The 25,869-nt window shown below is 35.5% G+C and carries 25 protein-coding genes and 1 riboswitch; of the genes, 11 read left to right on the forward strand and 14 right to left on the reverse strand.

Annotation, left to right across the window (positions count from 1 at the left end; translation table 11 throughout):
• Together UH1x_RS19680 and UH1x_RS19685 are read right to left on the reverse strand one after the other, a co-directional pair.
• Complete coding sequence (locus UH1x_RS19680; protein WP_482623804.1) at positions 1–1,152, reverse strand: glycosyltransferase family 4 protein; 1,152 nt, start codon at positions 1,150–1,152, stop codon at positions 1–3.
• 5 nt (positions 1,153–1,157) lie between these two features.
• The gene (locus UH1x_RS19685; protein ID WP_482623806.1) at positions 1,158–1,712 is read right to left on the reverse strand and encodes a LemA family protein; all 555 of its coding nucleotides are present in this window, start codon (positions 1,710–1,712) and stop codon (positions 1,158–1,160) included.
• 358 nt (positions 1,713–2,070) lie between these two features.
• Between UH1x_RS19685 and UH1x_RS19690 the strand changes: the two genes are divergently transcribed.
• Together UH1x_RS19690 and UH1x_RS19695 are read left to right on the forward strand one after the other, a co-directional pair.
• Positions 2,071–4,704: a hypothetical protein gene (locus tag UH1x_RS19690; RefSeq protein WP_482623808.1), complete on the forward strand. Its 2,634-nt coding sequence runs from the start codon at positions 2,071–2,073 to the stop codon at positions 4,702–4,704.
• Between the two features lie 263 nt (positions 4,705–4,967).
• Positions 4,968–6,173 carry a MalY/PatB family protein gene (locus UH1x_RS19695; RefSeq protein ID WP_482623810.1) on the forward strand — a complete coding sequence of 402 codons (1,206 nt, stop codon included), beginning with the start codon at positions 4,968–4,970 and terminating at the stop codon, positions 6,171–6,173.
• Positions 6,174–6,229: 56 nt separating this feature from the next.
• Here UH1x_RS19695 and UH1x_RS19700 read toward each other — a convergent pair whose 3' ends face one another.
• From UH1x_RS19700 to thiS, 6 genes are all read right to left on the reverse strand, one after another.
• The gene (locus UH1x_RS19700; protein WP_482623812.1) at positions 6,230–7,162 is read right to left on the reverse strand and encodes a pyridoxamine 5'-phosphate oxidase family protein; all 933 of its coding nucleotides are present in this window, start codon (positions 7,160–7,162) and stop codon (positions 6,230–6,232) included.
• 252 nt (positions 7,163–7,414) lie between these two features.
• Positions 7,415–8,530 carry a 2-iminoacetate synthase ThiH gene (gene thiH / locus UH1x_RS19705; RefSeq protein WP_482623814.1) on the reverse strand — a complete coding sequence of 372 codons (1,116 nt, stop codon included), beginning with the start codon at positions 8,528–8,530 and terminating at the stop codon, positions 7,415–7,417.
• 4 nt (positions 8,531–8,534) lie between these two features.
• Positions 8,535–9,299 (reverse strand): thiazole synthase, encoded by a 765-nt coding sequence (locus UH1x_RS19710; RefSeq protein ID WP_482623816.1) that lies wholly within the window; start codon positions 9,297–9,299, stop codon positions 8,535–8,537.
• A gap of 1 nt (position 9,300) precedes the next feature.
• The gene (thiE, locus tag UH1x_RS19715; protein WP_482623818.1) at positions 9,301–9,954 is read right to left on the reverse strand and encodes a thiamine phosphate synthase; all 654 of its coding nucleotides are present in this window, start codon (positions 9,952–9,954) and stop codon (positions 9,301–9,303) included.
• Positions 9,955–9,962: 8 nt separating this feature from the next.
• On the reverse strand, positions 9,963–10,598 hold the full coding sequence (locus UH1x_RS19720; RefSeq protein ID WP_482623820.1) for a thiamine phosphate synthase: 636 nt from the start codon (positions 10,596–10,598) through the stop codon (positions 9,963–9,965).
• Between the two features lie 73 nt (positions 10,599–10,671).
• The gene (gene thiS / locus UH1x_RS19725) at positions 10,672–10,875 is read right to left on the reverse strand and encodes a sulfur carrier protein ThiS (protein WP_482623822.1); all 204 of its coding nucleotides are present in this window, start codon (positions 10,873–10,875) and stop codon (positions 10,672–10,674) included.
• 101 nt (positions 10,876–10,976) lie between these two features.
• Positions 10,977–11,070, reverse strand: a riboswitch (TPP riboswitch).
• Between the two features lie 239 nt (positions 11,071–11,309).
• Between thiS and UH1x_RS19730 the strand changes: the two genes are divergently transcribed.
• The 6 genes from UH1x_RS19730 (at position 11,310) to UH1x_RS19755 (ending at position 16,323) form a co-directional block, all read left to right on the forward strand.
• Positions 11,310–12,365 carry a serine hydrolase domain-containing protein gene (locus tag UH1x_RS19730; RefSeq protein ID WP_482623824.1) on the forward strand — a complete coding sequence of 352 codons (1,056 nt, stop codon included), beginning with the start codon at positions 11,310–11,312 and terminating at the stop codon, positions 12,363–12,365.
• A 121-nt stretch (positions 12,366–12,486) separates the two neighbouring features.
• The gene (locus UH1x_RS19735) at positions 12,487–13,218 is read left to right on the forward strand and encodes an NAD(P)-dependent oxidoreductase (RefSeq protein WP_482623825.1); all 732 of its coding nucleotides are present in this window, start codon (positions 12,487–12,489) and stop codon (positions 13,216–13,218) included.
• A 16-nt stretch (positions 13,219–13,234) separates the two neighbouring features.
• Positions 13,235–13,801: a hypothetical protein gene (locus tag UH1x_RS19740; protein WP_482623827.1), complete on the forward strand. Its 567-nt coding sequence runs from the start codon at positions 13,235–13,237 to the stop codon at positions 13,799–13,801.
• 230 nt (positions 13,802–14,031) lie between these two features.
• Positions 14,032–14,754, forward strand: coding sequence for an alpha/beta hydrolase (locus tag UH1x_RS19745; RefSeq protein WP_482623828.1), 723 nt, complete (start codon positions 14,032–14,034; stop codon positions 14,752–14,754).
• An 18-nt stretch (positions 14,755–14,772) separates the two neighbouring features.
• Positions 14,773–15,573, forward strand: coding sequence for a hypothetical protein (locus UH1x_RS19750; protein WP_482623830.1), 801 nt, complete (start codon positions 14,773–14,775; stop codon positions 15,571–15,573).
• Positions 15,574–15,723: 150 nt separating this feature from the next.
• Positions 15,724–16,323, forward strand: coding sequence for a DUF6642 family protein (locus UH1x_RS19755; RefSeq protein WP_036154663.1), 600 nt, complete (start codon positions 15,724–15,726; stop codon positions 16,321–16,323).
• A 102-nt stretch (positions 16,324–16,425) separates the two neighbouring features.
• On the opposite strand, the gene UH1x_RS19760 is transcribed toward UH1x_RS19755, so the two are convergent.
• Entirely contained in the window at positions 16,426–17,304 is an 879-nt protein-coding gene (locus UH1x_RS19760) for a LysR family transcriptional regulator (protein ID WP_482623831.1), read from the reverse strand.
• A gap of 111 nt (positions 17,305–17,415) precedes the next feature.
• Between UH1x_RS19760 and UH1x_RS19765 the strand changes: the two genes are divergently transcribed.
• Positions 17,416–18,324 (forward strand): 2-oxoadipate dioxygenase/decarboxylase family protein, encoded by a 909-nt coding sequence (locus UH1x_RS19765; RefSeq protein WP_482623832.1) that lies wholly within the window; start codon positions 17,416–17,418, stop codon positions 18,322–18,324.
• Positions 18,325–18,636: 312 nt separating this feature from the next.
• Here UH1x_RS19765 and UH1x_RS19770 read toward each other — a convergent pair whose 3' ends face one another.
• Positions 18,637–19,602, reverse strand: a complete 966-nt coding sequence (locus tag UH1x_RS19770; RefSeq protein WP_482623834.1) for a BT4734/BF3469 family protein — start codon at positions 19,600–19,602, stop codon at positions 18,637–18,639.
• Between the two features lie 262 nt (positions 19,603–19,864).
• On the opposite strand from UH1x_RS19770, the gene UH1x_RS19775 reads away from it, so the two are divergent.
• Positions 19,865–21,634 (forward strand): reverse transcriptase domain-containing protein, encoded by a 1,770-nt coding sequence (locus tag UH1x_RS19775; protein ID WP_482623836.1) that lies wholly within the window; start codon positions 19,865–19,867, stop codon positions 21,632–21,634.
• A gap of 1,090 nt (positions 21,635–22,724) precedes the next feature.
• Here UH1x_RS19775 and UH1x_RS19780 read toward each other — a convergent pair.
• The 4 genes from UH1x_RS19780 to UH1x_RS19795 form a co-directional block, all read right to left on the reverse strand.
• Positions 22,725–23,867: a hypothetical protein gene (locus tag UH1x_RS19780; RefSeq protein ID WP_482623838.1), complete on the reverse strand. Its 1,143-nt coding sequence runs from the start codon at positions 23,865–23,867 to the stop codon at positions 22,725–22,727.
• A 184-nt stretch (positions 23,868–24,051) separates the two neighbouring features.
• The gene (locus UH1x_RS19785; protein ID WP_482623840.1) at positions 24,052–24,360 is read right to left on the reverse strand and encodes a hypothetical protein; all 309 of its coding nucleotides are present in this window, start codon (positions 24,358–24,360) and stop codon (positions 24,052–24,054) included.
• Positions 24,361–24,530: 170 nt separating this feature from the next.
• Positions 24,531–24,968, reverse strand: a complete 438-nt coding sequence (locus UH1x_RS19790; protein WP_405397155.1) for a hypothetical protein — start codon at positions 24,966–24,968, stop codon at positions 24,531–24,533.
• A gap of 182 nt (positions 24,969–25,150) precedes the next feature.
• Entirely contained in the window at positions 25,151–25,345 is a 195-nt protein-coding gene (locus UH1x_RS19795; RefSeq protein ID WP_482623842.1) for a cold-shock protein, read from the reverse strand.
• Positions 25,346–25,583: 238 nt separating this feature from the next.
• On the opposite strand from UH1x_RS19795, the gene UH1x_RS19800 reads away from it, so the two are divergent.
• On the forward strand, positions 25,584–25,781 hold the full coding sequence (locus tag UH1x_RS19800) for a hypothetical protein (protein WP_084684675.1): 198 nt from the start codon (positions 25,584–25,586) through the stop codon (positions 25,779–25,781).
• Positions 25,782–25,869: the final 88 nt, after the last annotated feature.

The raw sequence follows: 25,869 nt of genomic DNA on the forward strand, positions 1-25,869 counted from the left end.
CTAGAGCGTTAAATCTTGGTATATGTTTTTCAATTTCTCTTTCTGATCTTCCCACAAAAAAGTGCTTTTCACCTTTTCAAAAGCATTGGCTATATAGGTTTTCTTTCGTTCTGGCTCATCTAATATAAACCGAATACAACGTGCCAAATCTTGTTCTCTATCGGGCTCAAAAAGTAAAGCTTCTTGTTCGGTAACCAACTCGGTCACCACTGGTAATTCAGACGCAATTACAACCGTCTCACAAGCCATACTCTCTAATATCTTAAGCGGACAACAACCTTGTGTAATATTTCTGTCGCATGCTTTTAAAGGGGCTATAGAAGCTGCTGCATAATGCACATAGTTGTACAACTCCTTTTTAGATAATCTAGACTTTAGAATAATACGATCTTGTAAGCCTAGTTTCTCTACCAGCTTTTTATAAGGTTTAAAGGCTTTTTCTTTTACCGCTAGACAAATGACCAGTTTTAGATCTTCAAAATCTTCTAAATACGTCATGGCTTTAAGCAACACATCTACTCCTTGCCAAGGTTGTATGGCTCCAAAATAGATAATGTACTGTTCAGGAGCATCAACCGGTCTGTCATAAGATTCTGGTATATGTGCCCCGTTCGGTATCACTTTTATCTTCGCAGTATCAATAGCATAATTAGTTTCTAAATATGCTTTGGTAACTTCTGAAGGCGTAATAATTACGGTCGCCTTTTGTAAACATTGCGATTCTATCTCTCTTAATTTCTCTAAAAAAGTTGGCGTTAAATTGGGGTATCTGTAAGGTAGCTCTATAGATGTTAAAGCATTTACCTCAAAGATCGTTTTTATACTAGGTTCGGCAGTTAATCCCATGCCGCTCCAAACATCTCTAAAATGACCTATTTGTATGGATTCTTTATTTTTTTGAATATCGATAAATAGCTGCTGAGAAAAAAGAGATGCTTTTTCTAAATAGTTCATCTCCTCTTCGTTGTAATAACGCTTTATAACAATATTCCCTTCCGTTTGTACGGCAGGGTAGGTGCTATTACCTCGTAAGCAGAATAATTGTAATTCATCACATTCTTGTGATGATACGTTGATCATCTCTTTAATATGTGTTGAGGCTCCTTTTGCGCTCGGGAACACATCATATGTAGCATATACATTTCTGTTCATCGAAATTAGAAAGAAAATTTAACCGGTTCTTTCTCTTTCGAATTTTCAATTTCAAAAAACTCACCCTTGCTGAAATTGAACATATTGGCAAAAATATTAGACGGAAAGCTTTCAATAGCAATATTGTTTTCTTTTACCGTAGCGTTGTAATACCTACGGGTCATCTCAATATCATCTTCTAATGAAGACAGCTCATTTTGCAATTCACTAAAATTACGATTGGCTTTTAGATCCGGGTAATTTTCGGCAACGGCAAAAAGGTTGACCATAGAATTTTTCAAGGCGCTTTCAGCTTTTCCTTGCTCATCAACAGAAGAAGCGTTTTGCGCTAAATTTCTAGCTTTGGTAATATTTTCAAAGGTTTCTTTTTCGTGCGTAGCATAGCCTTTAACGGTTTCTACTAAACTAGGAATCAGATCATATCGCTTTTTCAAGAATACATCAATGCTGCTCCAGCCTTCTGCCATTTCTGTTTTCTTTCTAACCAAACCGTTATACACTGAAATAGCATAGAAAAACAAAATAAGGACGATACCAATTAATACAATAGATATAAGCATAGGGATAGTTTTATGCTAAAATAACAGAATTAGCCGAGTATTATTATAAAATTGGAATCATATTACAAAGTAAACTCCTACACTAATAATAGATGTAATTTATAAGTAGAAGAATGGTTCCTATACAAATCAGTTAGGCTAAACGACAGAGGAGCAGTATCAAATGCACTATTATGGTATCTTAAAACAATAGGGTGGGTAAATTTTAAAAGAAAAAATACACAGCCATAAAGCCTTACCCACGTAATAATGCAACACGGTTTTGCGATACACAAATAATAATAAACTAATTACAAGCACGTTAGAATTTATACTGATGGCTATTGATAACCGTTAGCCCATCTTTTAAATTTTAGAGATGACCTCAAGTTTTAAAATATTTAAGAGGATAGTCCATATCCTTTTTGTTAGTACCCTTTTATTTTCAGCCTGTAAAAAGGACAATGATTTAATAGAGCTAGCTAGTGCTACTGAAACGGAAAGCGTTAAAAAAGATAACGATGGTTTAGCAGATAATTTAGACCCTAATCCATTTAATTCTGATAGTGACGGCGATGGTATTTCTGATGGGTCAGATGTAGACCCTGATGGTGACGGTACTAACGATAACGGCACAGACTCAGATGGTGACGGTATAAATGATGCTTCTGATGTTGACCAAACCGGAGGTACGGATTCTGATGATGACGGTATTGATGATGACGTTCTTGATCCAACCGATAATGATAATGATGACCTTCAAGATGATCTTGATCCTGACCCAACGGATCCCGATACCGATGATGATGGCATTACCGATGGATCTGATGTAGATGCCGACGGCGATGGTATAAACGATAATGGTACTGATAGTGATAATGATGGCATTAACGATAATGCCGATGATGATACCATTATTGGTGGTACCATAAGCTTTAGTCAAGCTGGACCAATTGGCGGTGGATACCCCAATGTGGTTACTTGGGATCCTAATGTGCCAGGTAAAATCTATTATGGATCTGATATTGGCGGTACAGGTAGATCTACTAATTATGGAAAAGATTTTGAGTCGGTAGGTCGTGGTCTTGGTTATGAAGAATCACATCAAAAGATAGCTGCCCTTAATGCTGTAAATGTTAATGGTTCTACCGTAATCGTAGGCGGTACAGGTTTTAAAGGTACAGGTGGCGAGGTTATTTCTTCGTCTAACGGTGGTGATACTTGGCATCATGATTCATCGGAAATTTCTTTCTCTGCCCAGAACAGTAACGCTCCTTTACCCACAGGTAGACCCCGTTCTACCGATCCCAGTTTAATTCAATGGGTAAGTGGGTCTACTTGGGTTGCCGGCACCTATAAAGATGGCGTATGGATTTCTACAAATGATAGAACCAGCTGGAGTAAAATAGATGTATTTACAGGGGATGTATTTGTACGTGCCATGGCTATGTCGCCAGATGATGCCAACACCGTTTATGTTGGCTTATGGGGAGATGATACTTCTATTCAAAATAAAGGACTTTGGAAAATCAGCAATTTAGATGGAAATCCGTCAGCAAGTAAGGTCATCGGTATTCCAGATGTTGTAGAGTCTATCGTGGTTCTAGGCAATAGAATGTACTTGGCTTGTGGTGAGTTTGGAGTTCGAAGATATGTCCCTTCAAACAGTAATTTAAATGATATTACAGGTGACATAGGTACCACTGTAATGTCTACCGCCATACATGGTGTTGCGGGAACCTGGAATACAGATAGAATAGTAGTTGGTACTGCAGAAGGCAATGGCGATGTTTGGATGTCTGATGATAGTGGTACTACTTGGACGAATACCACGTCATCCGGTGTTGCTATTAATCCGTGGGGCAGTAGTAATGACCTTATTGTTTTTGACAGTCACCCAAGTTGGGCCATAGGAAAATCGAACTGTGACATTGCTACCATACAAGTTTCTCCTCATGATCCAGATGCCTGGGTGGTATGTGCTACTTCCGCTATTTGGACCACGGTAGATGCCGGTGCAACTTGGAAACCTGCAAACGGCTTTCAAATACTGACCTTTCGTGATGTTGAAATTAGTGCTACAGGTGTTATAGCTGCCGGTAATGTGGATCACGATGTAGTCTTGTCTATTGACGGGGGATCGGAATGGAATGCAGTAGGATTAGGAGGTGTCACAACAGGGCACGGACTCAATTTTTCTCCTAATGGTACTGAATTAGCTTTTGGTGATGGTGAACGTGATAATAATATTGAAGCGGGTAAACTAGCAGTTGTTTCTTCTCCAAATACACCAACATCGCCTGCACTTAATGAAGTGAACAATCCCGCTGCTCCTAAACGTATCGTGGGCTTGGCATGGATTAACTTACCTGATGGTACTGAACGTTTGGTTACCGCTATTGATAATGGAGGTATTAGAACTTTAGATCGTACTAATGGAATTTGGAGTTCATGGAATACAAGGACTACAGCATTTATGGGAGCACAAGATAATGGTCGTTTACGCTGCTCTGTAGCATCTAACGGGGCATCTACTATTTTTGTCTACGATCGTAAAACCGGAGTCTGGAGAAGTACCGATTATGGAGAAAGCTGGACACAAATATTGGCAACACCTGCTGGTGAAGATCAAGGCTATTTGGCTTTTGATAGCGCCAATGATCGTTTGTACGTTTCAACACCTACTCAAGTGTTACGAATAGAAGAAGCTTCTATTTCTAGTGCCAATGCTAATCTAATGGTTCCTACCAATAATCCTGGGGCTATTGCTTTAGATTCCTATGGTCGACTTTTGGTTTTTGCAGAACCTGAAAGCGTAAACAAATCAGACACTGCATTATATAGAAATGAACAACCTGAAACCAATACTAATTCTTGGATCGATATTGCAGACGCTACGGTTAAAAGGGTAGTACCCCCTGTAACCGATATTGATGTTTCTAATGAGTTTATTGTTTTGGTAACGGCAGGTAAAGGAATGTTGGTGTCAGAAAATGATGCCCCAAATCCATAAAATATAACGTAAATTAATTTTGAATCCATCAAAGTCAATTCTCCAGCAATGTTGGTGTTCCTAGCTATTTTATTCAAAAAGACCAATAAGAGGCATACCTTAAATTTCAACTCCTGTACAAGCTTCAAAAATAGTTGACGAAATTCTAAACAATGATCTTATAAAATCGATTTTAGATCTTTAAGTTTGTGAGTTAGATGATGTTTTGTTCAAGAATCATCTAAATTTTCAATTCAATTGTTACATATCTAATTAGAATATCGATGGCTACTACAACTTACTCATTTGATGAAATCATAAACAGAGATGGTACCAACGCAATGTCTCGTACTGGCTATAGAGGCTATCTCTTTGATCCAAATGAAAATTTAAGTGGTAAGTATCTCGAAGAAGATTTTATTCCTATGTGGGTGGCAGATATGGAATTTGCCATAGCTCCGGTGATTATCGATGCCTTAAAAACGCGACTAGAACACCCATTATTGGGCTATTCTATGGTTGCGGATCCTGCCTATCATTTAGCTTTTCAAAAATGGTGTCAAGATCGGTATGATTGGACCTTTAATGAACAGCACCTCGTTCACGCAAAAGGTGTAATACCTGCATTGTACAGTCTTATTGGTCAAATTTGCAAACCAGATGAGCAGGTACTTATTGTTACCCCTTCATATGCCTTTTTTAAACATGCTGCCGATTATAATGGTATTGAATTGGTGTGTTCTGAATTGAAAGAGGAGCAAGGCAAATTCGTTATTGATATGGACGATATTAGAACAAAAGCCGCTAATGAGAAATGCGTATTGGGTATCTTCTGTAATCCTCATAACCCAACTGGTAGGGTTTGGTCTAGCGATGAGTTACAAGAATTGGGCGAGATTTGCTTAGCGAACGGACTAACGATTATATCTGATGAAATTCATTGCGATTTGGTTAGAGACGACCAGTCTTTTACGCCTATGGCAAAATTGTTTCCAGATACTGATTGTATTATTACCAGTATGGCGCCCAGTAAAACATTTAATCTGGCCGGTAATTTATTTGCCAATATCATTATACCTAACGATGCTATAAGAGAGCAATATAAAGAAACCTATTTGCCCGTAGAAAATCCCTTGAGTATTGTTGCGGCAGAAACTGCCTATACAAAAGGTCATGCGTGGTTGGCAGATTTAACCGCTTACCTAGATGCTAATTTTCAGTATCTAAAAGAACAGCTAGACCTGCACTTGCCAGAAACAGATTTTGTAATACCCGAAGCTACCTATTTGGCTTGGGTAAATGTGGGTCATTACTTTAAATCTGATGAAAACCTAACCTTATTCTTTGCACGTAATGCTGGTGTTTTATTGGAAGGCGGAAATATGTTCGTTGCCAATGCCGACGGATATATACGCTTAAACCTTGCTTGCCCCAGAGCACGATTAGAAGAAGGCCTCCGTCGTGTAATCGCTGCTATACGAGAACAATAGGCTAGGGGACTGTAATGATCAAATGAAGCACTTTAGTTAATTTCAGGAAGCGCTATTTATTTTTTACTCAAAATATTAAAAGGGGAGAAGTCAATAAATTCGGTATTCACTTTATGGTGGTTTACCGTTCTTACCCATTGCTTGGTTTCAAAAGTCCAGAATCTACCCGTCTCGCCAGATTTGTAAAAATCATCGGTAGAGTTTTGATCAAATTCTAATGCCGCAGTACCAGAAAGTTGTAAGGTTTCTCCCTGCTCATAATTTACAAAAAGCAAAGCTGCTTTAGGGTTTTCATAAATGTTGCCCAAAGTGCTGAACATACTATTGCCCAAGTAATCTGGTACACGTAACTGCCCATTTTCTAGAATTTCTATAAATCCGGGATCACCACCTCGGTGCGATGCTTCAATATCTCCTTTTTTAGTCTGTGTACTTATAAAAAAAGTATGTGCCGTGCTGATCCATTTCTTTTCAGATTCGCCTAAGCTACTGCCTTTTTTAAAGCTTGTTTTTAATATATTTTCTGTTTTGGAGGGAACTGCTATTTCTTCTCGTTGTATGTGTTTTGGACAACTGGGGTAACCCATTTTTATAGCAACACTAATTTCATTGTCCGTTTTTGTAGCTTCTCCCCATGCTCTATAACGCGCCCTTCTCGCTGCTTCATGAAATAGCAGTCCAACCGTTGGTTTTGTTATAATGTTGGTAAAGAAAATATCGTCTGTAGTACTGGTAACCTTGGTTAGATCAAATTTTATCTCTTCTACGGATGGGATACTAATAAAACCACGTTCACCCACCAATAACGATAACCAAATAGCTCCATTTGTATCTTCACTACCTGCAAACGCCAATACCTGATGTTCTATAAAAGCAGTAGATCTTGGATGAAGCGATGCTGCAAGCATGGGTATTCTTTGTATGGCAATGGCTTCTTCACCGGCTATTTTTTGTACCGCTAATTGCCCATCATGGAAAATAGAATTCATAGGTTTCGTCTAATTGTGGTTCTGATAACTACTTCTGTGTTTTAGACGTGGTTGGAGTTGTAAACTTTCTTGTGATTAACTTCTAAACCCAATAGAATTAGTTGTGTGAGTTATTCAATCTGTCAAATATTATAGCGAATTTATATTCTATTTTACATAACAGACTAACGTAGTTAATCCTATAATTAACTTTTTATATCAAAAAACTTACATTATTAATAAACTCTAAAAAGGGTAAATTAAATTGAATACCTAGTCTTGCCAATTATTAGCCCAATCTTTCCAAACCACATCTAGACCTTGACTTTTTAACATGGCGGTGATGTCTTCTGTTGGTCTTTCATCTGATATTTCAAATTGTTCTAAAGATTCTGGTTCAACGGCATAGCCACCAGGGTTGGTTTTAGACTCTGCACTTATAGAGGTAATGCCCAGATTCACAATATTATCCCTGAACACCTCACTTTCACGCGTAGACATGGAGAGTTCTACATCTTCATCTAATAACCTAAAGGCACAGATGAGTTGTACCAAATCTGGGTCCGTCATTTCAACCTTTGGTTCTAAGCCACCTGAATGGGGGCGTAATCTAGGAAATGATATGGAGTATTTCGTTTTCCAATACGTCTTCTGTAAATACTTTAAATGCAATGCCGTAAAAAAGCTATCTGCACGCCAATCTTCTAACCCAAACAATGCGCCTAATCCTATTTTGTGAATTCCGGCTTTGCCCAATCGGTCTGGAGTATCCAATCGAAAATCAAAATTAGATTTCTTGCCTTTTGGGTGGTGTTTTTTATATTCCTCTCTATGGTAGGTTTCTTGGTATACCAAAACGGCATAAAGTCCATTTTCAATTAACAGCTCATATTCATCTTGCAGCAAGGGTTGTACCTCTATGGTAATATTTGAAAATTGAGAACGAATCAATTTCAGCGCATCATTGATATAATCTACACCAACAATTTTATTGGCTTCGCCCGTAACCAATAAAATATGGTCATAGCCTTTAGATTTTATATATGCTACTTCTTTTAAAATTTCAGCGTCGGTCAAGGTTCTACGCGGAATTTTATTGGTCATGCTAAAGCCACAGTAAGTACAAATGTTCTGGCATTCGTTACTTAAATACATGGGCGAATACATTTGTATGGTATTCCCAAAGCGTTTCTTGGTGAGTTGACGACTCAATTGCGCCATTTGCTCCAAATAGGGTTTTGCTGCAGGCGATAGCAATGCTTTAAAGTCTTCTAAATCTCTCTTTGTGTTACTTAATGCACGTAGCACATCTTGCTCTGTTTTAGAAAAAATACTGGCTAGGGTATCGTCCCAATTGTAAGTATCGAATAGGTCTTTGAAACTGCTCATACTTCTAATTCAAAAAACTGGTTAAGGGACTACTTGCTTCGGCTTTTTTATGCACTATGGGTGCCAGTTTCGCTTCAAAAGCCATTCTGCCTGCTGCAACCGCCATTTTAAATGCTTTGCCCATTTCTACAGGGTTTTGAGAAACGGCTATGGCAGTATTCACCAAAACGGCATCTGCACCAAGTTCCATCGCAAAAGCTGCATGTGAAGGGGCACCAATACCGGCGTCTACAATTACGGGAACATTACTTTGGTCAATGATGATCTCCAAAAACTCTTGTGTTTTTAAACCTTTATTACTTCCTATGGGTGCGCCTAAAGGCATTACACACTGCACACCAACTTCCTCTAATCGTTTACATAGCACAGGATCGGCATGTATATAGGGCATAACTACAAAACCTAATTTAACAAGCTCTTCCGCAGCTTTTAAAGTTTCTATGGGATCGGGAAGCAAATATTTTGGATCGGGATGTATTTCTAATTTCACCCAATTGGTCTCTAGGGCTTCACGAGATAATTGAGCAGCAAAAACAGCTTCTTTTGCATTACGAACTCCCGATGTATTGGGTAATAAATTAATGCGGCTATGGTCCAAATGGCTTAATATATCATCTTGAGCATCACCAACATCTACCCGTTTTAAGGCGACGGTCACCAATTCACTCTCTGATGCCAATATGGCTTCTTTCATGAGTTGCGACGAGCTGAATTTTCCCGTTCCCGTAAACAACCTTGAGCTAAACTTCTTATCTGCTATCTGTAACATCTTATTTTCTTTTTTCTTCGGATATCCAACGTTGTTCTTGTACTTCGCCACCATTGATGCGTTTCTTAAAATCTGAAATGCTATTAAAGTTGCGCGTTATTTCACCGGAAACTGCAATACCATGAATACCCGTTTTCATGATTTCTGAAACATCATCTATAACAATACCACCTATGGCAATTACAGGAATAGCTGTTTTGAGTTCTTCAAGTATGGTCAAGTAACCGTTGATGCCCAAAACGGGACTCAAATTCTTTTTGGTCTCGGTAAACCTAAAAGGTCCCAGACCTATATAATCTACTTTTTTATGGATCAGTGTTTCACAATCTTCGAGCGTATTGGCGGTGCCACCAATGACTTGCCAAGAAGCCAGCTCTTTTCTTGCTTTAGTAGGGCAGGCGTCTAATTTACCTAAATGCACACCGTCTGCTTTTACCGCAGCAGCAATTTTATAGTGATCGTTGATAATTAAGCGGGTCTGAAACTTCGCCGTTATTTCTCGTGCCTGTTGTGCGGTATCAAGCACTACTTTTTCAGGTTGATTTTTTAAACGCAATTGCACCAATTCTATCCCAGAAGAACACACTTTCTGAATGTTTTCTATGTGTTCTTGCGGTGTACTGCCTTGTGATATATAATGTAATGTTGGTATCATATAAATGTTTACTTCATGCTATTTCTACTAGCTATTTTCTTCTCTTCAATCCATGCTGCTTCATAGTGCTTTTTTAAGGCTACAAAGCTTTCAACAGGGTTTTCCATATTCCAGACTCCGCCTAAAACGCCAATTCCCTTAAAACCGAGCTTTAGTGTTTGTTGTACGGTTTTATCGGTGATACCGCCCATGCCCACGATTAACTTTTCACTTTGGTTGACGTCGAAACCTTTGCCTTCGTAGCCTTGTTTAGAGATAGAAGAAAACACCGGACTCAGTAAATGATAATCAAATTCAAATTCACAATCTTCTAAAACCTTTGGATCGTGAAAAGAAGAACTTATGGTCTTACCGTACATATCTAAGTTTTTAAAATACTGTCCAGGATTGTCAATATGGTCTATTCTTTTTTGCTCTTGAAAATGAACCCCTTTTAAGTCGTATTCGTTGATCAATTCATGAAAAAAGTGTACTACAATTCTATTATGATATTTGGTGTCGATAGCATTTAAATAATCGCAATGCTCTTGATAGTCCTTCAAAGGTTTTCTTAAATGGTAATACGCCAAACCTTCTTGAAACAACTGATGTAGCAATTCAATTTCATTCGGGATATCTTTTTCTGGAGCTATTAATACAATCATTTATGTGATTTAAGTATGGTAATGGAAATTCTCTTGCTTCATGTGGGCAACATAAAAATATAAAGCCTGGTTTTCAACCCCCTTGGGTAGCTCTAATGACCAATACCTCATCGCTCTCGTTCAGTGTTTTGGTTTGCCACTCTGTTTTGGTAATAATGTTCTCATTTACCGCCACGGCTATTCCGTTGACAGAAATATCCAAACCTTTAATGATTTCATCTAGTGTAACGTTCGGCTTAAATAGGTGAGTGGTGTTGTTTACTTTAATGTGTATCATCTGTTTCACTAGTTAATTGAAGCGTATTCGCTACTATATTTTTTTGATGTAAACAGAAAGAACAGAAAGAACAGAAAATGATAAAAGGAAAGTACAGGTTGTTGATCCTGATAACTTTTCCCTACGTTGATATTAATCAAATCAGGTTCTAAGGATATTTCTCAAACTATGAAATAGCTACTCCTAAAGTTTACATGGCTAATTTAAGGATTTGAAGGGGAATGTGATTCTTAAAATGGAATAGTTTGATTTTTTTTCGAATAGACCAAGGTTAAGTAATGTAATTCAGTAATACATCAAAAGAAAGTTGATTTACTGACATCTTCATGAGATTTCACGCAATTCATCCCAATTAAATTACAATTCAGTAATTCTCAATTTAATGTTATCTTAATTCCATATAGGTTTGCATCATCAATCAAACGGACAGCATCATGGAACATACCAAACCAAAGACCAGTAAGAAAAAACAAATATTCAGAATCATATTATTTGCCAGTACCTTCATTTCTTTATGGTTTGTACCATGGATTTTAGTGAAAGCTTGGATTTTACCCTTACCGAATACGGTTCAAGAACAAGTCGATCAGTCTTTAAGTTACGGATTTGACGGAGTCATTGTATATGTAGATGAAGCCGGAAAACCTCCTGCGTTTTATGGTGCTGGTTATCATAACACTGAAAATAAAATTCCCGTTAACCCAAAAGCACTCTTCAAAATTGCCAGCATCAGTAAATTATATGATGCCGTAGCAATTACCAAATTAGTCCATGACAACCGTTTATCGCTTGATAAAACTCTTGCCGATTACTTTCCTGAGCTTGTTGGACAAATTGAAAATGCAGAAAAGATCACCGTTAGAATGATGGTACAGCATAGAAGTGGAATCCCTAATTTAACCGATACACCAAACTTCTGGAACGAGCCACCAAAATCTAGTGAAGATGCTTTAGCTCTTATTTTGGGTAAGCCTGCTGATTTTGCCCCTGATGCAGATTATGCCTATTCCAATACCAATTATCTATTGCTTTCCATGCTTGTAGAAAAGGTAACAGGCAAACCTAATTTTCAGTTTATAAAGGAAAACATACTAGTACCCTTAAAACTTCATAATACATACGGCTCTATGGACGAAATAGACATGGCTGACTTAATGAGCGGCTATTATATTGGTGTTGATAAGGATATTAAAACGACCGATTACAGCTCTATGATTGCATCTGCTGAAGATGTTGGTATATTTCTAAGGGCTTTAAACGATGGCAGGTTACTTAATGAAAAAGAGATGGAAATATATGCATCTATTTATGAATTTAATCATGGCGGATTAATACCCGGTTACCAAAGTATGGCTGAATATCATAAGGATATTGACGCCGTAGTTGTTCAATTTATGAACACGACCGATTTTGAAGGCTACCAATGGAATTTGCTACAAATTACCCATAGCCGTGTGGTTAAAATATTACGTAAAGCTAAACAACTATAAAACCCTATAACTAACTTAAAATTAAACATATACAGACAAAAATCTGTAACAATTTTAGCATTTCATCGTCTTACAGTCAAATCATCAATCAATCAATCAATCAATCAATCAATCAATCAATATGAAAGTTTTAGTAGTTGGCGCCAGTGGTGCCACAGGTAGCCAATTGGTAGCGCAACTTCTTTTGCAACAACACTGCGTAAAAGTAATTGTACGTTCTCCCCATAAGCTCCCAGAATCATGGAAGAACAATGAAAACCTTCAAATTATCAATGCGAGTATTTTAGCATTAAGCAATTATGAAATAGAAAATATAGTCAAAGATTGCGATGCAGTAGCATCGTGCTTAGGACACAATTTAACCTGGAAGGGTATCTATGGTCACCCCAGAAAATTGGTTACCGTTGCTACAAAACGTTTATGCAATGCCATAAAATCTAATAAATTAGAACGCACTACAAAATTTGTTCTGATGAATACTACCGGAAATCGAAATCGTGATTTGAACGAGCGTATTTCTTTTGCACAAAAATTTGTTATTAGTTTGCTTCGCCTATTACTTCCGCCACATGTAGATAATGAAAAGGCAGCAGATTATCTACGCACCCAAATTGGTCAAAACAACAGAGCCGTTGAATGGGTTGCTGTAAGACCAGACGGATTAATAAACGAAGACAACGTAAGTGAATATGAAATTTTTCCTTCACCTACGCGAAGTGCCATATTTAATGCCGGCAAAGTTAGCCGTATCAATGTCGCTCATTTTATGGCTGATCTCATTAATGACGATAACCTATGGGATAAGTGGAAAGGGCAGATGCCTGTCATTTATAGTTCTTCACAAGTCAATTAAATAGGATTATAGTAAAATGGAAAAAATTACAAAACAGTTAGAAAAACAACATTCTGGTAAGAAGGTGCTGGTGCTTTTTTTACTCACCAATATCGTTTATGGGTATATGCTTTTAGTTACCATTCCGGCAACGATGGCCTTCTCGAACGGATTGCAATTATTGGATATGATGCCCGCAGGATATGATTTAAAGGTTGTAAACACCCTTTTTCATACTCTAGGAGATATTGGTCGCCAAACGTATCTCAGCAAACAAATTCCTATAGATATGATTTACCCATTACTCTTTGCTATTTCTTATGCTGCAGTACTGGCTTATTTCCTCACCAAACTACCTAAATTGAACCCTAAATTCCTTTATCTGTGTTTATTGCCTATAATTGCCGGTATAGCGGATTATATTGAAAACATCGGTATTATTTCCATGCTAAATGCCTACCCAACTGTTACAGAGACATCTGTAAACATCACCAGTATGTTTTCAATTATTAAAAGTAGCTCTACCACTATTTATTTTTTAGTTTTAATAGTCGTCTTGATGATACTTGGTTTTCGTAGGTTGAAATCTAGTAGCAAAAATTAGCAGCATTTGCAAAACCCCAATAACTATCAATGGGTGGGAGGCACTATTTATTATAACTCATATCTAACAAAAAACAATAAAAAGTATAAGATAGTCATCCTAATTTGGTATTTCACACACTCCAGAATCAATACGCTATATCAGGTCGTTGAAAAAGATTTATTCTCCACTTTTTGTAAGCAAATGCAGTAATGGTAGACTCATGCATGTATAACCTAACAACGCTATTTATGAAAACGATTTTCTCTTTTGTTTTAAGCTTAAGCTCCATTTGTATGTTCGCACAGAAAACTATAGACTTTCCTTCTAAAGACGGTCTATTGATTACAGCAGATTACTATGAAACCAAAGGAAGCGAAACCTTTATACTGCTTTTTCATCAAGCAGGTTGGAGCCGTGGAGAATACAAAGAAATAGCGCCTAAACTAAACACTTTGGGCTATAGCTGCTTGGCAATTGACCAACGTTCCGGTGGAGCGGTAAATTCCGTTACCAACCAAACCAACCAAAGAGCGGTAGAAGTAGGGAAAGAGGTTAAATACCTAAACGCTTTTCAAGATATTGAGGCAACCGTAGCTTATGTGAAAAATACATATATGCCAAAGAAAATAGTTATCTGGGGCAGCTCTTACTCTTCTTCTTTGGTACTTAAATATGCAGGCGACTACCCTGACAGCGTAGATGCCGCAATGGCTTTTTCTCCGGGAGAATATTTTGGCAAAGACGATTTCATAAAAAATAGCGCCGCACACATTAAAGTACCCACATTTATTACTTCTGCGCAAAACGAACAAGATAATTGGGCTGCCATAAACGATGCTATACTTACCACAACAAAAGTAACCTATGTACCGGCAACCAAAGGAAATCATGGTTCGCGCGCGTTATGGGAAAAGTTTGAGGATAATGATGGCTATTGGAACGCCGTAAAAAACTTTTTAAAGCAAATCTAATTATACCCTCAACACATCATGAGACAGCCTACCATCTATTTTTATATACTATGCGCTTTACTTTTATCCATTATTAGTTGCAAGCAAACCAGCAAAAAAGAGGACGACGTTAAAAAAGTAAAAAACGAAGTATTAGTTTTAGGAACTATTCACGGCGGACACCTTACGGATAGTGTCTATACAACCATCTACCTGAAAAGATTAATTAAGAACATTGATCCAGATTACATATTAACCGAAATTCCTCCAAATCGTTTTAAAGCTGCCTATGAAGGGTTTAAAAGAGACGATAGTATTTCTGAGCCGCGTACCATGCGTTTTCCTGAATATGTAGATGTTGTTTTTCCGCTATCCAAAACTATGGATTTTGAAATTATCCCTACCGCTGGTTGGACTAAGATCATGGCAGATGAGCGAGGGGAGAAATTAGGGGCAATCAGGCAAGACACTTCTAGAACAGCTGATTGGACGGCATACGTTAGCGCTAATAAACGTACAGATTCTTTATACAAAGCAAGTGGCAAGGTTAATGATCCTTATTTTATACATACCAATACATATGATAGTATTCAAGATATAGGGTTACAAACCTATAATGAGCTATTTAATGAAGAACTAGGTCTTGGTGGATGGGAAAATATAAATATTGCACATTATTGGAATATAGAAAAGGCTCTTGAAAAACACCGCTATCAAGGTAAACGGATTTTAATTACCTATGGCGCAGGCCATAAAGGTTGGTTTTTAAGGGAACTCCGTAAGCGCGATGATATTGAGCTATTAGATATGCATCCATTCTTAGATGCTATACAACAATAGCTTCCTGGGCTAGTATGGGCTATTAACAATGTTAGCTGTAAATGGGAGGGAAGCTCAACTATTACAAACCATATTTATCCCAAAAACGCTAAAAAGAATAAAACAGTTGCTGTAATTTTGTATTTCATACACCCCAAATAATACAAAAGCTTGTTAGAGAAAAGAAGACAATTACCCCAAGAACAATTAACAGATGAAGACCATTTCATTTACTGTTTAGAAGGTGTCGATGATATAGAAACTGAACAACTTACCGAAGCACAACAAAGCTTGGAACAGCTCGCCATGAAATATGGCATTGCAAGTATCTACAAAACGTGCGATACCATAGAAGGACTAGAAGATAGTCTAAACGCATTGGTGTTAGATGATCATAATTTTAAGGATTACGAAATCATCTATTTAGTAATGCATGGCGAAGCAAATAGTATTTGCTTAAACGACTACTACTATACATTACAAGAAATTGCAGAAATCTTTGAAGGTCGATTAAAAGGTAAAATCCTGCATTTTTCAAATGCAAAAATCCTGGATCTAGACGAAGAAGAAGCCCAGTACTTTTTAGATATTACAAACGCCAAAGCCGTTTCTGGCTACGGAAATGCTTTTAATGGCGTAAGCAGTGCAAATCTTGATAAAGCATTCTTTAATTTATTTAAAGAAGATGATGATATGTTCGAGGTCGTAGAAGAACTGCACCAAAGGCATTACAATGTCTGTAAAATGTTGGATTTTAGATTGTATTATTAGAAAAGCCATCAAACTCTTATTAAATTTTGATTCTATAGTAAAATGTAGAATCAACTGGAGTTCTCTTTAATTAAACTTATAACTTTTCAACTAAAAATGAGGTTACAAAATCTTTAAAAAATAAGGCAGAGCTATATTTGTATTTGCCTTCTTCCAAACCGCAAATAGCTCGGTTTCCTGTGGTACACTGTTTAATTCAATAAATTTAATGTTATCGTTCTTGTCATCTCTAAGAGAGTTTGGTACTATAGAAATACCCAAACCGCCTTCTACTAATTTAAAAATAGTAGGGGCATGTATAGAACGATGTGATATTTTAGGAGCAAAACCATGGTCATTGCAAAGCGCTACAATTTGGTCATAATACATTTGACTATTCTCATTTGGGAACAGAATAAAAGACTCCTCTGATAATTGCGAAACGTCTTTAAAATTAGCTTTAGATATGGCATGTTCTTTAGGTAGAACCAAGGTGAATTTTTCTTTGAATACCGACTTAATTTCCATGGCAGGGGAAACAATATTAGAGCGTATGAACCCAATATCAATGCTGCCTGCTTCCAAAGCGGAAAGCTGATCAGTGTTACTTAGATCGTTCAGGTAAAATTCGATATTCGGGTGCGTCTCGGTAAATTTTTTAATAATAAGAGGCAGGTATTTTTGCATGGCGGAACCTACAAATCCTATTTTAAGTAATCCTTGTTTGCCAGAAACCGCAGATTTCCAACGTTCCATAGACACCGTAGCCTGATTTTGAATCAGCACCGCCTCTTGTTTAAAAAGAATTCCCTCAGCACTTAAACGTACCTTTCTATTGGTCCGAATAAATAATTTCTTCCCCAAAATAAATTCTAAACGCTGTATTTGTTGGCTTAAGGCAGATTGAGATATGTACAATTTCTCTGCCGCCTCTCGGTAATGTAAGGTATCTGCCAATACCAAAAAGTAGTGGAGGTGTCTAAATTCTAATTGATTAGTCATGCTTATCAATAAACATACAATGTTAATTGTTTATTGTTAAAATAGACAAGAACTTTGTACAATAATTATAGCTAAATTAATCTTACCATCAAATCTTAATACCTGCGTACTATGAATTTTGAACAGAATACTGCTTTAGATAAAGTGTTAACAGCTTTGTTTCTTCCCTATAAAAAAAGTGTAACCGATGTAGAAAAAATTACCAAGGCAATGATCGAAGCCAATATGATCGCTAACGAAAATGAGATTATAAACGATCATATAGCGTTTCGTACACTTGGTGTTCCCAATTTGGGAATTTCTTCTTTTGAAAAGATATTTTTACACTACGGATATTCTAAAATGGATTCCTATCACTTTGCTGCTAAAAAATTAGATGCCTATTGGTATGCACCGCCAAGTCCAGAATATCCTAGAATATTTATTAGCGAGTTAAGAGTAGAGGACCTTTCTAATCATGCACAACGTATCATTTCTGAATATACCAATACCATCAACGCCGACCCGATAGATGCCATTGATTTAGACGACACCCAGGCTGTTGGAGATTTTTTCTATAAGCCGTTATGGAAGTTGCCAACATTAGCTGATTTTCAAAAACTATCGGAGGAAAGTGAGTATGCAGCTTGGGTAATTTATAACCGCTATTATTTAAATCATTATACTATTAGCGTTCATGATTTGCCTTCTCCATATAATTCCCTAGAGGTTTTCAATGAATTTTTAAAAGGATTGGGAATTGTTCTAAATTCATCTGGCGGAATTATAAAAACCAGTAATGATGGATTATTACGTCAAAGTAGTTCGGTAGCCAAAATGGTAGACGCGACTTTTGCCCATAACGAAAAAATGAAAATTTCAGGAAGTTATGTTGAATTCGCAGAGCGTTCTATACTACCAGAATTTAAGTCTTTAGCCAAGAATGATATTCAAAGGGAGCACAGAAGAGAAGGTTTTGAAGCTGCTAATGCTGATAAAATCTTTGAAAGCACCTATTTAGAGCAAACTTCTAAGAAGTAATTATTTGTTACTATTGATAGCGCCAGTTTGTTGAATTAGCTCAATATTCGCAATAACTTACCGCTATTTTATATCACAACAAATTATGATTCATTTTTTGAATTATAATGTCTTGCGTTATGTAACTTTGCTTGGGTACGGCATAAAATATGAAGGTCTGGGAGACCTTTATCTTTTTGAGCGAGATGGTGCGCTGGCGTATTTGGCACTTCACTTTCTTTAAACTTTTCTTCTAAAAGCTTCTTATACAGGGTAATGGAACACTTATTAACTGAGCGACAGTAGGAGGGAAGGCAATGTGTGTGAAATGGTTTAACTTGAATATTTTTCTTTTTTAGTAATGAAGCCTTTTTGTTTAGCATAAAAAACAATAGTTCCGAAAGATATCCCTGATTGGTTATCTAAATTTCTTCTATTATAACAATACTTGAGAATGTTTTTGCTTTCCAATTCATTATGTTTCTCCTTATCCAATTCACATAAATTTAAATAATATTTCTCTCCAACATCATAACTAAATGTACCAGCAATGGCTATAGCTACTCTAAACCATTCATCAAAAGTATTTGTAATAGTCAGGTTTTTGCGTTTCAAATATTTTATTATCAAACTAATCATTTTTCTATGCTCAGATTTATTAAGACCCTCAGTTGCAAAAGCACTTTTAACTAAAGATGTATTTGCTTTATTAATATTTTTTTTGTCCTTTAATTTAACCCTTTCTATTTTCGCTTTATCTTTATATACTACTGATGTTTTATTTAGAAATAAATTCTCATCCCAAGAAACAAAACATAATCTAGTAATATCGCTGCCACTATTATCTAGCTCTATTTGATAAGTAGAAAGAAAATATTCCTTTAAAGAAACGAAACTTGCTTTATGTTCTTCAGGAGAGCCATCAATCTTTACTAAGGCTTTTAAACCTTCCCCTGATGGTGATAACCATACAGAATATATATATTTATCGTTTTGTATTTGTTTTTTTACTGAGTGAATATTTTTAGAATCAACATGGTCAATATCTAGAATCATAATCTTATTGTACGAAACAAGATGTTCAAGTCTTCTACCATTTTCAAATGTTCCACAAAAAGTAACTGTAGGTAAACTTATTTTTATAGATTTGTAAGAATCATATTCTTTTTTATTAGTAAAATATCTACATTTTTCTATAATATTTTTGTACTTTCCCTTCTTAATGTCGATAAGTTCATTAAGTAATTCCGATTGTATTACACTTTTAGAATAAATATTATTGAACTTTGAAACTTTCATATTTTGATATACAATTAAAAACAATAAATATAGTCTATTTGATTTAAGGCGTAAGGAAGGGTGGGGTTTATACCTCATTATGTTGAGCAGGTAGAAGACGCATAGTCTTTAGGTGTGAGTAAGATAATTGTCAAATGGTTATAATAGAAAGCGCTGAAACAATTAACGAGACCTATTAATCCTGTTGTTAACGGTCTCTGCTGTATTTGTATGCGGCAATGTATCTCAATCAAATTGGTTACTACGTTTACGCCTTATTCAAATGGACGATTTCTTAAATTATTATTCTGATACTTCTTTAATAAAAATGCTCTGTAAACATAGAGCTGGTATTTCTCATAAAAGACATAAAAAACATATGATTCGAGATATAAGTCTGCACAAAAGGACTAACAATATTTCGATAACCGATTCTGATGAAGATTTTCAATTTTTACAATCAATCTTTCCTACAAGACGAAATTGGAAAAAACTCAACCAAAATGAACGCCTACATTCTTCTAAATACACTAATAGTATAGAGAGAAATCAACATAGACTTTGGAAATCATATAAATACGAGAAGTTTCAAGTTGATAAGAAATCAAAAGTACCAGAATTATGGTATACAAAGCTGTTGAGATTTTGTGAATCTATCAGGGATAGTGTAAATCATATTGATGACAATGGATTTAAAATAACAAAACCTGAATTATTCCCTCTTCTTAAGTCTGCTAAAGGAGATAAATTTGTTTACAGACCTATTGCAAAATATGGTTTAATTGATAAAATTATTACATCTGCTTTCTCTAGATATTTAACTGTAAAATTTGATGCGATTTTTTTAGATTGCTCCTTTGCATTTAGAGCTCGAAAAAATGGTAAAATTCCAAACCATCATGACTCAATCGAGAAAATTTTAAAACACAAAAAAAAGTTTACTAAACTATGGGTAGCGGAATGTGATATCCAAAAATTTTTTGATATAGTACAGCATAGACATCTAGAAAAAGTTTTCTATGAAGGAATAGAAAAACTAAAACTGCGGGGAGAAAATATTTCACCAAAAGCAATTAGGTTGTTTTACTTATTCCTTGATTCATATTCATTTAATAAAGATGTTTTGCCAAAAAACTTAGAGCCGAACTATTTCAAAAAAAATGGTGTCCCAGCTGGTGAATTTGGATGGGTTGGTAACCAATTAAAAACAAAATATTCAAAAGAATATGTAAATGATTTCAAAATTGGAGTACCACAAGGCAATGCCGTTTCCTGCTTTATTGCAAACCTAATACTAAGTAAGGTAGATGAGTCTGTTGTTGAAGTAGATAAAGACCTTTTATACGTTAGATATTGCGATGATATGGTAATTGCACATTCGGATAAAACAGTATGTAAGAATGCACTTGAAACATTTAAAAAAGGCTTAACTGATAGTTTTCTTTTATTTCATGAAACAGTTAAATGCAAAGATTATAAAACTTCTGCAAAGAAATTCTGGAAAGCTAAATCAAAGGAACCTTATTACTGGGGTAATAAATATGAAAGTAAAAACAATGTGCCCTGGTTGGCTTTTGTAGGATATCAAATTAATTATAAAGGAGAGTTAAGAATAAGAAAAAGTTCAATTAATAAAGAAGTTAGAAAGCAAATTAAAGAAACTCAAAGAATCTTATTAGCCTTAGGAATGAATAGAAATAGGTGTCTAGTTGATATAAATAAGTATTCCAGAAAAAGTAAAAGACAAATAATATTTAGTTTACAACAACGTCTTCTTTCAATGTCAGTTGGAAGAATTACTTTATATAATTATGATAATGAAAATTTTAATCAAGGTCTATGCTGGACAAATGGGTTTTGTTTACTAAGTAACAACAAAATTGTATCAAGGCAACTTAGGGAATTAGATAAAAGAAGAGAACAGCAAATATCATATTTAAATAGATTAATCTCACATCTTGATATAAAATCAGATAACCCAGATGAATTACCCAAGAATATGGAAGATATGTATTTTGGAAAACCATTTAGTTATTATGAATACTTAAATTAAATTTAATTCGGATACGGCCTAAGAGAATTTTGGCAAAACAATAGGGGAGAGGAGCGTTAAGAATTTTAGGGAGCTGGTTACTATTTTTCTTGACAATTAAAAAGGTTCTTTAACCTTAAAGCAGTCTTAAAAGTTACAATGGATCCTAAAATTTAGTGACCAACCCGTACATTGTTTCCAAAATTATCTGTAAGCCTTGATTTTTTTGTTTCTTTTTTTATCAAGAAAAAAAGAAAATACTTAACTTATTATTTATTCTATTAATAATCATAAAATCAAACAATTATGTCAACTAAGAAACTAAAAATTCGAGGTCAAATGGTAGAGGTAACGTTAGCCACCAAGGAAGAAATTGAAAGAGAGGGTTTAACTGACAGATGTAGGTGCGGAGAGGATTATTGTGATGGGCAAGGCTATTTAATGGTTTGTGGGTTAGACAGCAATAATGAATGCAGTTGGTATAGGTCAAGATTAAGATGCAATTAAAGTTTGAGAAACTAATTTCATATCTCTACATTATGTAAAATAGAAATTGAAAAAAGGTTTCTAGGAACGCTCTAGGTAGCAAGTGCTCAGAAATTTTATTTTCGAAATTTTGAGCTGTTGCGGCAAACTGCCGAGAATCTCCTGAAAAATTTACGGGCAGATAGTTTCTCATAAATCGCAAATTTTAAAAGAATCTACCAGTTTTGCTTTTTTTGGCGCTGGCCAAGCGTTGCCAAATTGTGTTTTAAAATGAACACCATAAAGCGTTTATTTTTAAAAAGCAATCGAGCGATTGGCTGTGCTGCAATTTTACATAACCCGTGATAAATAAGATTAGCCAATGGCAAATTGCTTTTGCATACGAAATGAAACCGTTGCCTAAATTAGAATATAGTTGAACTTACCGTAGTTTCGTTTTTACATAATTACTTAGTTATAATTCTCCTGCGCGCCTTATAACGTAACTATGTATAATAGCGCGGAAATGCGCTATACACAAAAACACTATAATTGTTCTATAATTTATATTATGTAAAATAGACTTTTTGAGACTCCACTATTATATACATATTTCATTACATTTGTTAACATTCAAAAACTTAAGTTATTTTGGCATAAACTTATTATGATCAGACTTATCGAAATCTCTTTGTGTACCAGATTTCAGTTCATCTAGTTTTGCTTTTTCTTCTGCAGCTTTAATCATTTCTGGAGTTTCTTGTTCTTCACTTGCCCAAAATTTCCACCATGGTTTAGATTTCTTGGTCGTCGCCGGTGCTTTTTTCTTTACAGCAACTGGTTCTATTTTCTTAATGGTTTCTTTGACAACTTCTTTTGGTGAATTTATTGGCTTGGGTTCAATTGGTATAGCTGTAGCTGTTGGAGCTATTAGTATACCATCATGCAAAAACTTAAACTGTACTTTACTTGATGCCAATGCCTGAGAAATGGTTTGTAGCATCTCGTTCTTCTCAATCTGCTCTATGATAGAATTGCATTTATTTATTAAAGTGTCATCTTTAACAATAGCCTTACTTAATTTAAAGGTTATTTCACCGCCAAAAGATTTACGTTGCAATATCATAAGCATAACCTGCTGAAAAGATGTATTTATATCGGTTACCAGTTCTTCTATATTCTTACTTTTTAGTTCGATACCATAGTTTTGCGCCTTATTCTCAGAAATCACAAAATTTTCATCAGATTTATTTTCTGGTAATTTCTCTCCTCCCATGGCAACCACTTCCCCATTTTGGACCAAAAATACTTTATCTGAAATGGGGTCTTGCTGCGGATTCTCAAAGTACTGTTTTACGACCACTGGTAGCTTTAAACGCATCTCTGAATTAGAATCAATAGCCATCAACACACCCTTAAAAGGTATACCAACCATCAGCGTATCGCACTTCAGCTCTGCAGCAATCTTGATCATGAAATCCTTATCCAATATCTTTTCACTGGCGTATTCATTGCCTTCGGCAAATAGTATTTTTGACCCCTCTGCATCTGTTATTTGATAGTCTACATCTATTGCTTTTAAATTCGCAAGCGCCTCTTTCTTTATTCCCGGAAATCTATTATACAAATCTGTTTCATCCGAAGCACTTTCATACACCATGGCATTACCGCTATCTTTACCATAAGCCACCACAGGGGCTATACTGTCATTAAATAAAAGTTCTTTAAACTGTAGTTTTTCATCTTTACGGTAATCAGCTGTTTTTAAGATAGGTAATAACGTCTCCATTAAAAGGTCATTTAAAATTGTGGTTATATATACAACTTTTGTATACATGTTTTAGTGTACCAACTCCCCTATTTCAAATACTTGTCACTACCCTATTATATCTTAAATACTTAGCACACAACAAATAGGCATAAAAAAAACCGCTCATTTCTGAGCGGTTTTCATAAATATTATACGGTTTATGTTATCGGTTTAAAACATACTTTGCCACTTCTAATTCCAACTCATAACATTCTTCTATTTGGCGTTCTACATCATCCATACTTTCCATAATAGAAATATCGTTCATCCTTAAAATTTCCAATAACGACCCGGTACTATCCGCAGTACGACTTATGTTCGATTTTAAGATCTCTTTTTTTTGAAAGCGACTTTGGGTTTGCGGTTCATATAAATAAGATTCCATCTTCAATAACAATTCTTCTACCGATTTTCTTTTTCTTTCCAATTCAGATAAAACAGCTACTTTTTGGGAACTCAATGAAATTTTCATAAACCAATTATTTTATTGAATTAACGTGTCATTTTACAATTGATTGTGTTAAAAAATGAATTTTCCTCAAAAATCAGACCTAATACACAAAAAACCATATAAAGCTTTTAAATAAAAAAACCGCTCATTGCTGAACGGTTTCATATGTACTATGAGAAAAGTAATTACTCTTAGAAAAGTCCTTTCGCCTTATCAAGTAAGCTGCCGGCATCGCCACCAACTAAACCACTAAGACTTTCTAAACTAAAAGCGGAATCTGATGCTTCGTCAGATAAAAACTTTTCTTTAAGGCTATCTACCAAGCCTGGTGCTACATTACTAGCTTCTGCTTGTGCTTCTTCTGCATTCATGCCTTTGCTCTCGAGTATTTCAGCTAGTTTACCTTTCAAATTTTGAACGATACCACTGTCTTCAGTTGCATTTCCGTCATTTGAAAACAAACTGGTTACTGCTCCTAAATCGCCAGCACCTACTTTTTCCATAAGTCCGTCTATTAGTGAAGATGCTCCCTCTTCAGCAGCTCCGCTAGTTGCTTCAGAATTTAAAGAATTTGCACTCATTGTTTCTTGCAATTTTTCAATTGCCATTTGCTTTAATTGATCTAACATAGTGTTTATAATATATATAGTTAATAATGGTATTACTTGTGGTTAAGAAGGCGTTACAAGATTGCACTTACCTTGAGATATCTATAAAGATAGTAGGCATTTAATAGAAACGGTTGCCTAGCACCGTATTTGGGTTTTATACCAAATAAAAAGTCCGTCATTGCTGACGGACTTTTTGAAGTTTATTCTATAACTCTAACGTTAACTGCGTTTAAACCTTTTTTTCCTTGGGTTAGTTCAAATTCTACTTCATCGCCTTCGCGAATTTTGTCAACTAATCCTGAAATGTGAACGAAATGATCGTTCGTTGAACCTTCTTCTGTAATAAAGCCGAAGCCTTTTTCATCATTGAAGAATTTAACTGTTCCTGTACTCATAAATGTAATATAATTTGATATTAATAATTACTTGTGAAGTTGCAATTATAATGCCAAAAATCAAAAACTATCTAAATTTTATTTTTTAATACCAGCTGCATATGAGTTAATGGGTATTACATATCATATAGAAAACTTACCGATCCAACCCTAATAGATTAACCATTTTACAAGGAATTTCAAAAAAATTAGGATCACATAAATAAATGCTTTATTTTAGTATCGTAAAATAATAAACGTGACGACCAAACCAAATTTTGTTCTCCTTTCTGAAAACAATACCTACTACGTAGAATACCTTATTGGGCATCTTGTTTTAGCGAACAGCATTACAGAAGCCGTTATTTTTGAATCGCAATCTCACGCCATTAAATTTCAAAAATATCTGTATAAGAATTGTAGTGTTCGGTTTTCTGTAAACACATTCATTGCCTAGTTTATTTACTACATAACATCTTAATGGTTAAATGCTTCTTAAGATATATCAATAGTATTACTTCAAGTACTATCTTCCATCAAAAATT

It is taken from the genome of Maribacter sp. UH1 (genome assembly GCF_056839145.1).

Coding starts and splice junctions, on each gene's coding strand:
- UH1x_RS19680 (WP_482623804.1), bottom strand. CDS start 1,152: ATGAACAGAAATGTATATGCTACATATGATGTGTTCCCGAGCGCAAAA.
- UH1x_RS19685 (WP_482623806.1), bottom strand. CDS start 1,712: ATGCTTATATCTATTGTATTAATTGGTATCGTCCTTATTTTGTTTTTC.
- UH1x_RS19690 (WP_482623808.1), top strand. CDS start 2,071: ATGACCTCAAGTTTTAAAATATTTAAGAGGATAGTCCATATCCTTTTT.
- UH1x_RS19695 (WP_482623810.1), top strand. CDS start 4,968: ATGGCTACTACAACTTACTCATTTGATGAAATCATAAACAGAGATGGT.
- UH1x_RS19700 (WP_482623812.1), bottom strand. CDS start 7,162: ATGAATTCTATTTTCCATGATGGGCAATTAGCGGTACAAAAAATAGCC.
- thiH (WP_482623814.1), bottom strand. CDS start 8,530: ATGAGCAGTTTCAAAGACCTATTCGATACTTACAATTGGGACGATACC.
- UH1x_RS19710 (WP_482623816.1), bottom strand. CDS start 9,299: ATGTTACAGATAGCAGATAAGAAGTTTAGCTCAAGGTTGTTTACGGGA.
- thiE (WP_482623818.1), bottom strand. CDS start 9,954: ATGATACCAACATTACATTATATATCACAAGGCAGTACACCGCAAGAA.
- UH1x_RS19720 (WP_482623820.1), bottom strand. CDS start 10,598: ATGATTGTATTAATAGCTCCAGAAAAAGATATCCCGAATGAAATTGAA.
- thiS (WP_482623822.1), bottom strand. CDS start 10,875: ATGATACACATTAAAGTAAACAACACCACTCACCTATTTAAGCCGAAC.
- UH1x_RS19730 (WP_482623824.1), top strand. CDS start 11,310: ATGGAACATACCAAACCAAAGACCAGTAAGAAAAAACAAATATTCAGA.
- UH1x_RS19735 (WP_482623825.1), top strand. CDS start 12,487: ATGAAAGTTTTAGTAGTTGGCGCCAGTGGTGCCACAGGTAGCCAATTG.
- UH1x_RS19740 (WP_482623827.1), top strand. CDS start 13,235: ATGGAAAAAATTACAAAACAGTTAGAAAAACAACATTCTGGTAAGAAG.
- UH1x_RS19745 (WP_482623828.1), top strand. CDS start 14,032: ATGAAAACGATTTTCTCTTTTGTTTTAAGCTTAAGCTCCATTTGTATG.
- UH1x_RS19750 (WP_482623830.1), top strand. CDS start 14,773: ATGAGACAGCCTACCATCTATTTTTATATACTATGCGCTTTACTTTTA.
- UH1x_RS19760 (WP_482623831.1), bottom strand. CDS start 17,304: ATGACTAATCAATTAGAATTTAGACACCTCCACTACTTTTTGGTATTG.
- UH1x_RS19765 (WP_482623832.1), top strand. CDS start 17,416: ATGAATTTTGAACAGAATACTGCTTTAGATAAAGTGTTAACAGCTTTG.
- UH1x_RS19770 (WP_482623834.1), bottom strand. CDS start 19,602: ATGAAAGTTTCAAAGTTCAATAATATTTATTCTAAAAGTGTAATACAA.
- UH1x_RS19775 (WP_482623836.1), top strand. CDS start 19,865: ATGGACGATTTCTTAAATTATTATTCTGATACTTCTTTAATAAAAATG.
- UH1x_RS19780 (WP_482623838.1), bottom strand. CDS start 23,867: ATGGAGACGTTATTACCTATCTTAAAAACAGCTGATTACCGTAAAGAT.
- UH1x_RS19785 (WP_482623840.1), bottom strand. CDS start 24,360: ATGAAAATTTCATTGAGTTCCCAAAAAGTAGCTGTTTTATCTGAATTG.
- UH1x_RS19790 (WP_405397155.1), bottom strand. CDS start 24,968: ATGTTAGATCAATTAAAGCAAATGGCAATTGAAAAATTGCAAGAAACA.
- UH1x_RS19795 (WP_482623842.1), bottom strand. CDS start 25,345: ATGAGTACAGGAACAGTTAAATTCTTCAATGATGAAAAAGGCTTCGGC.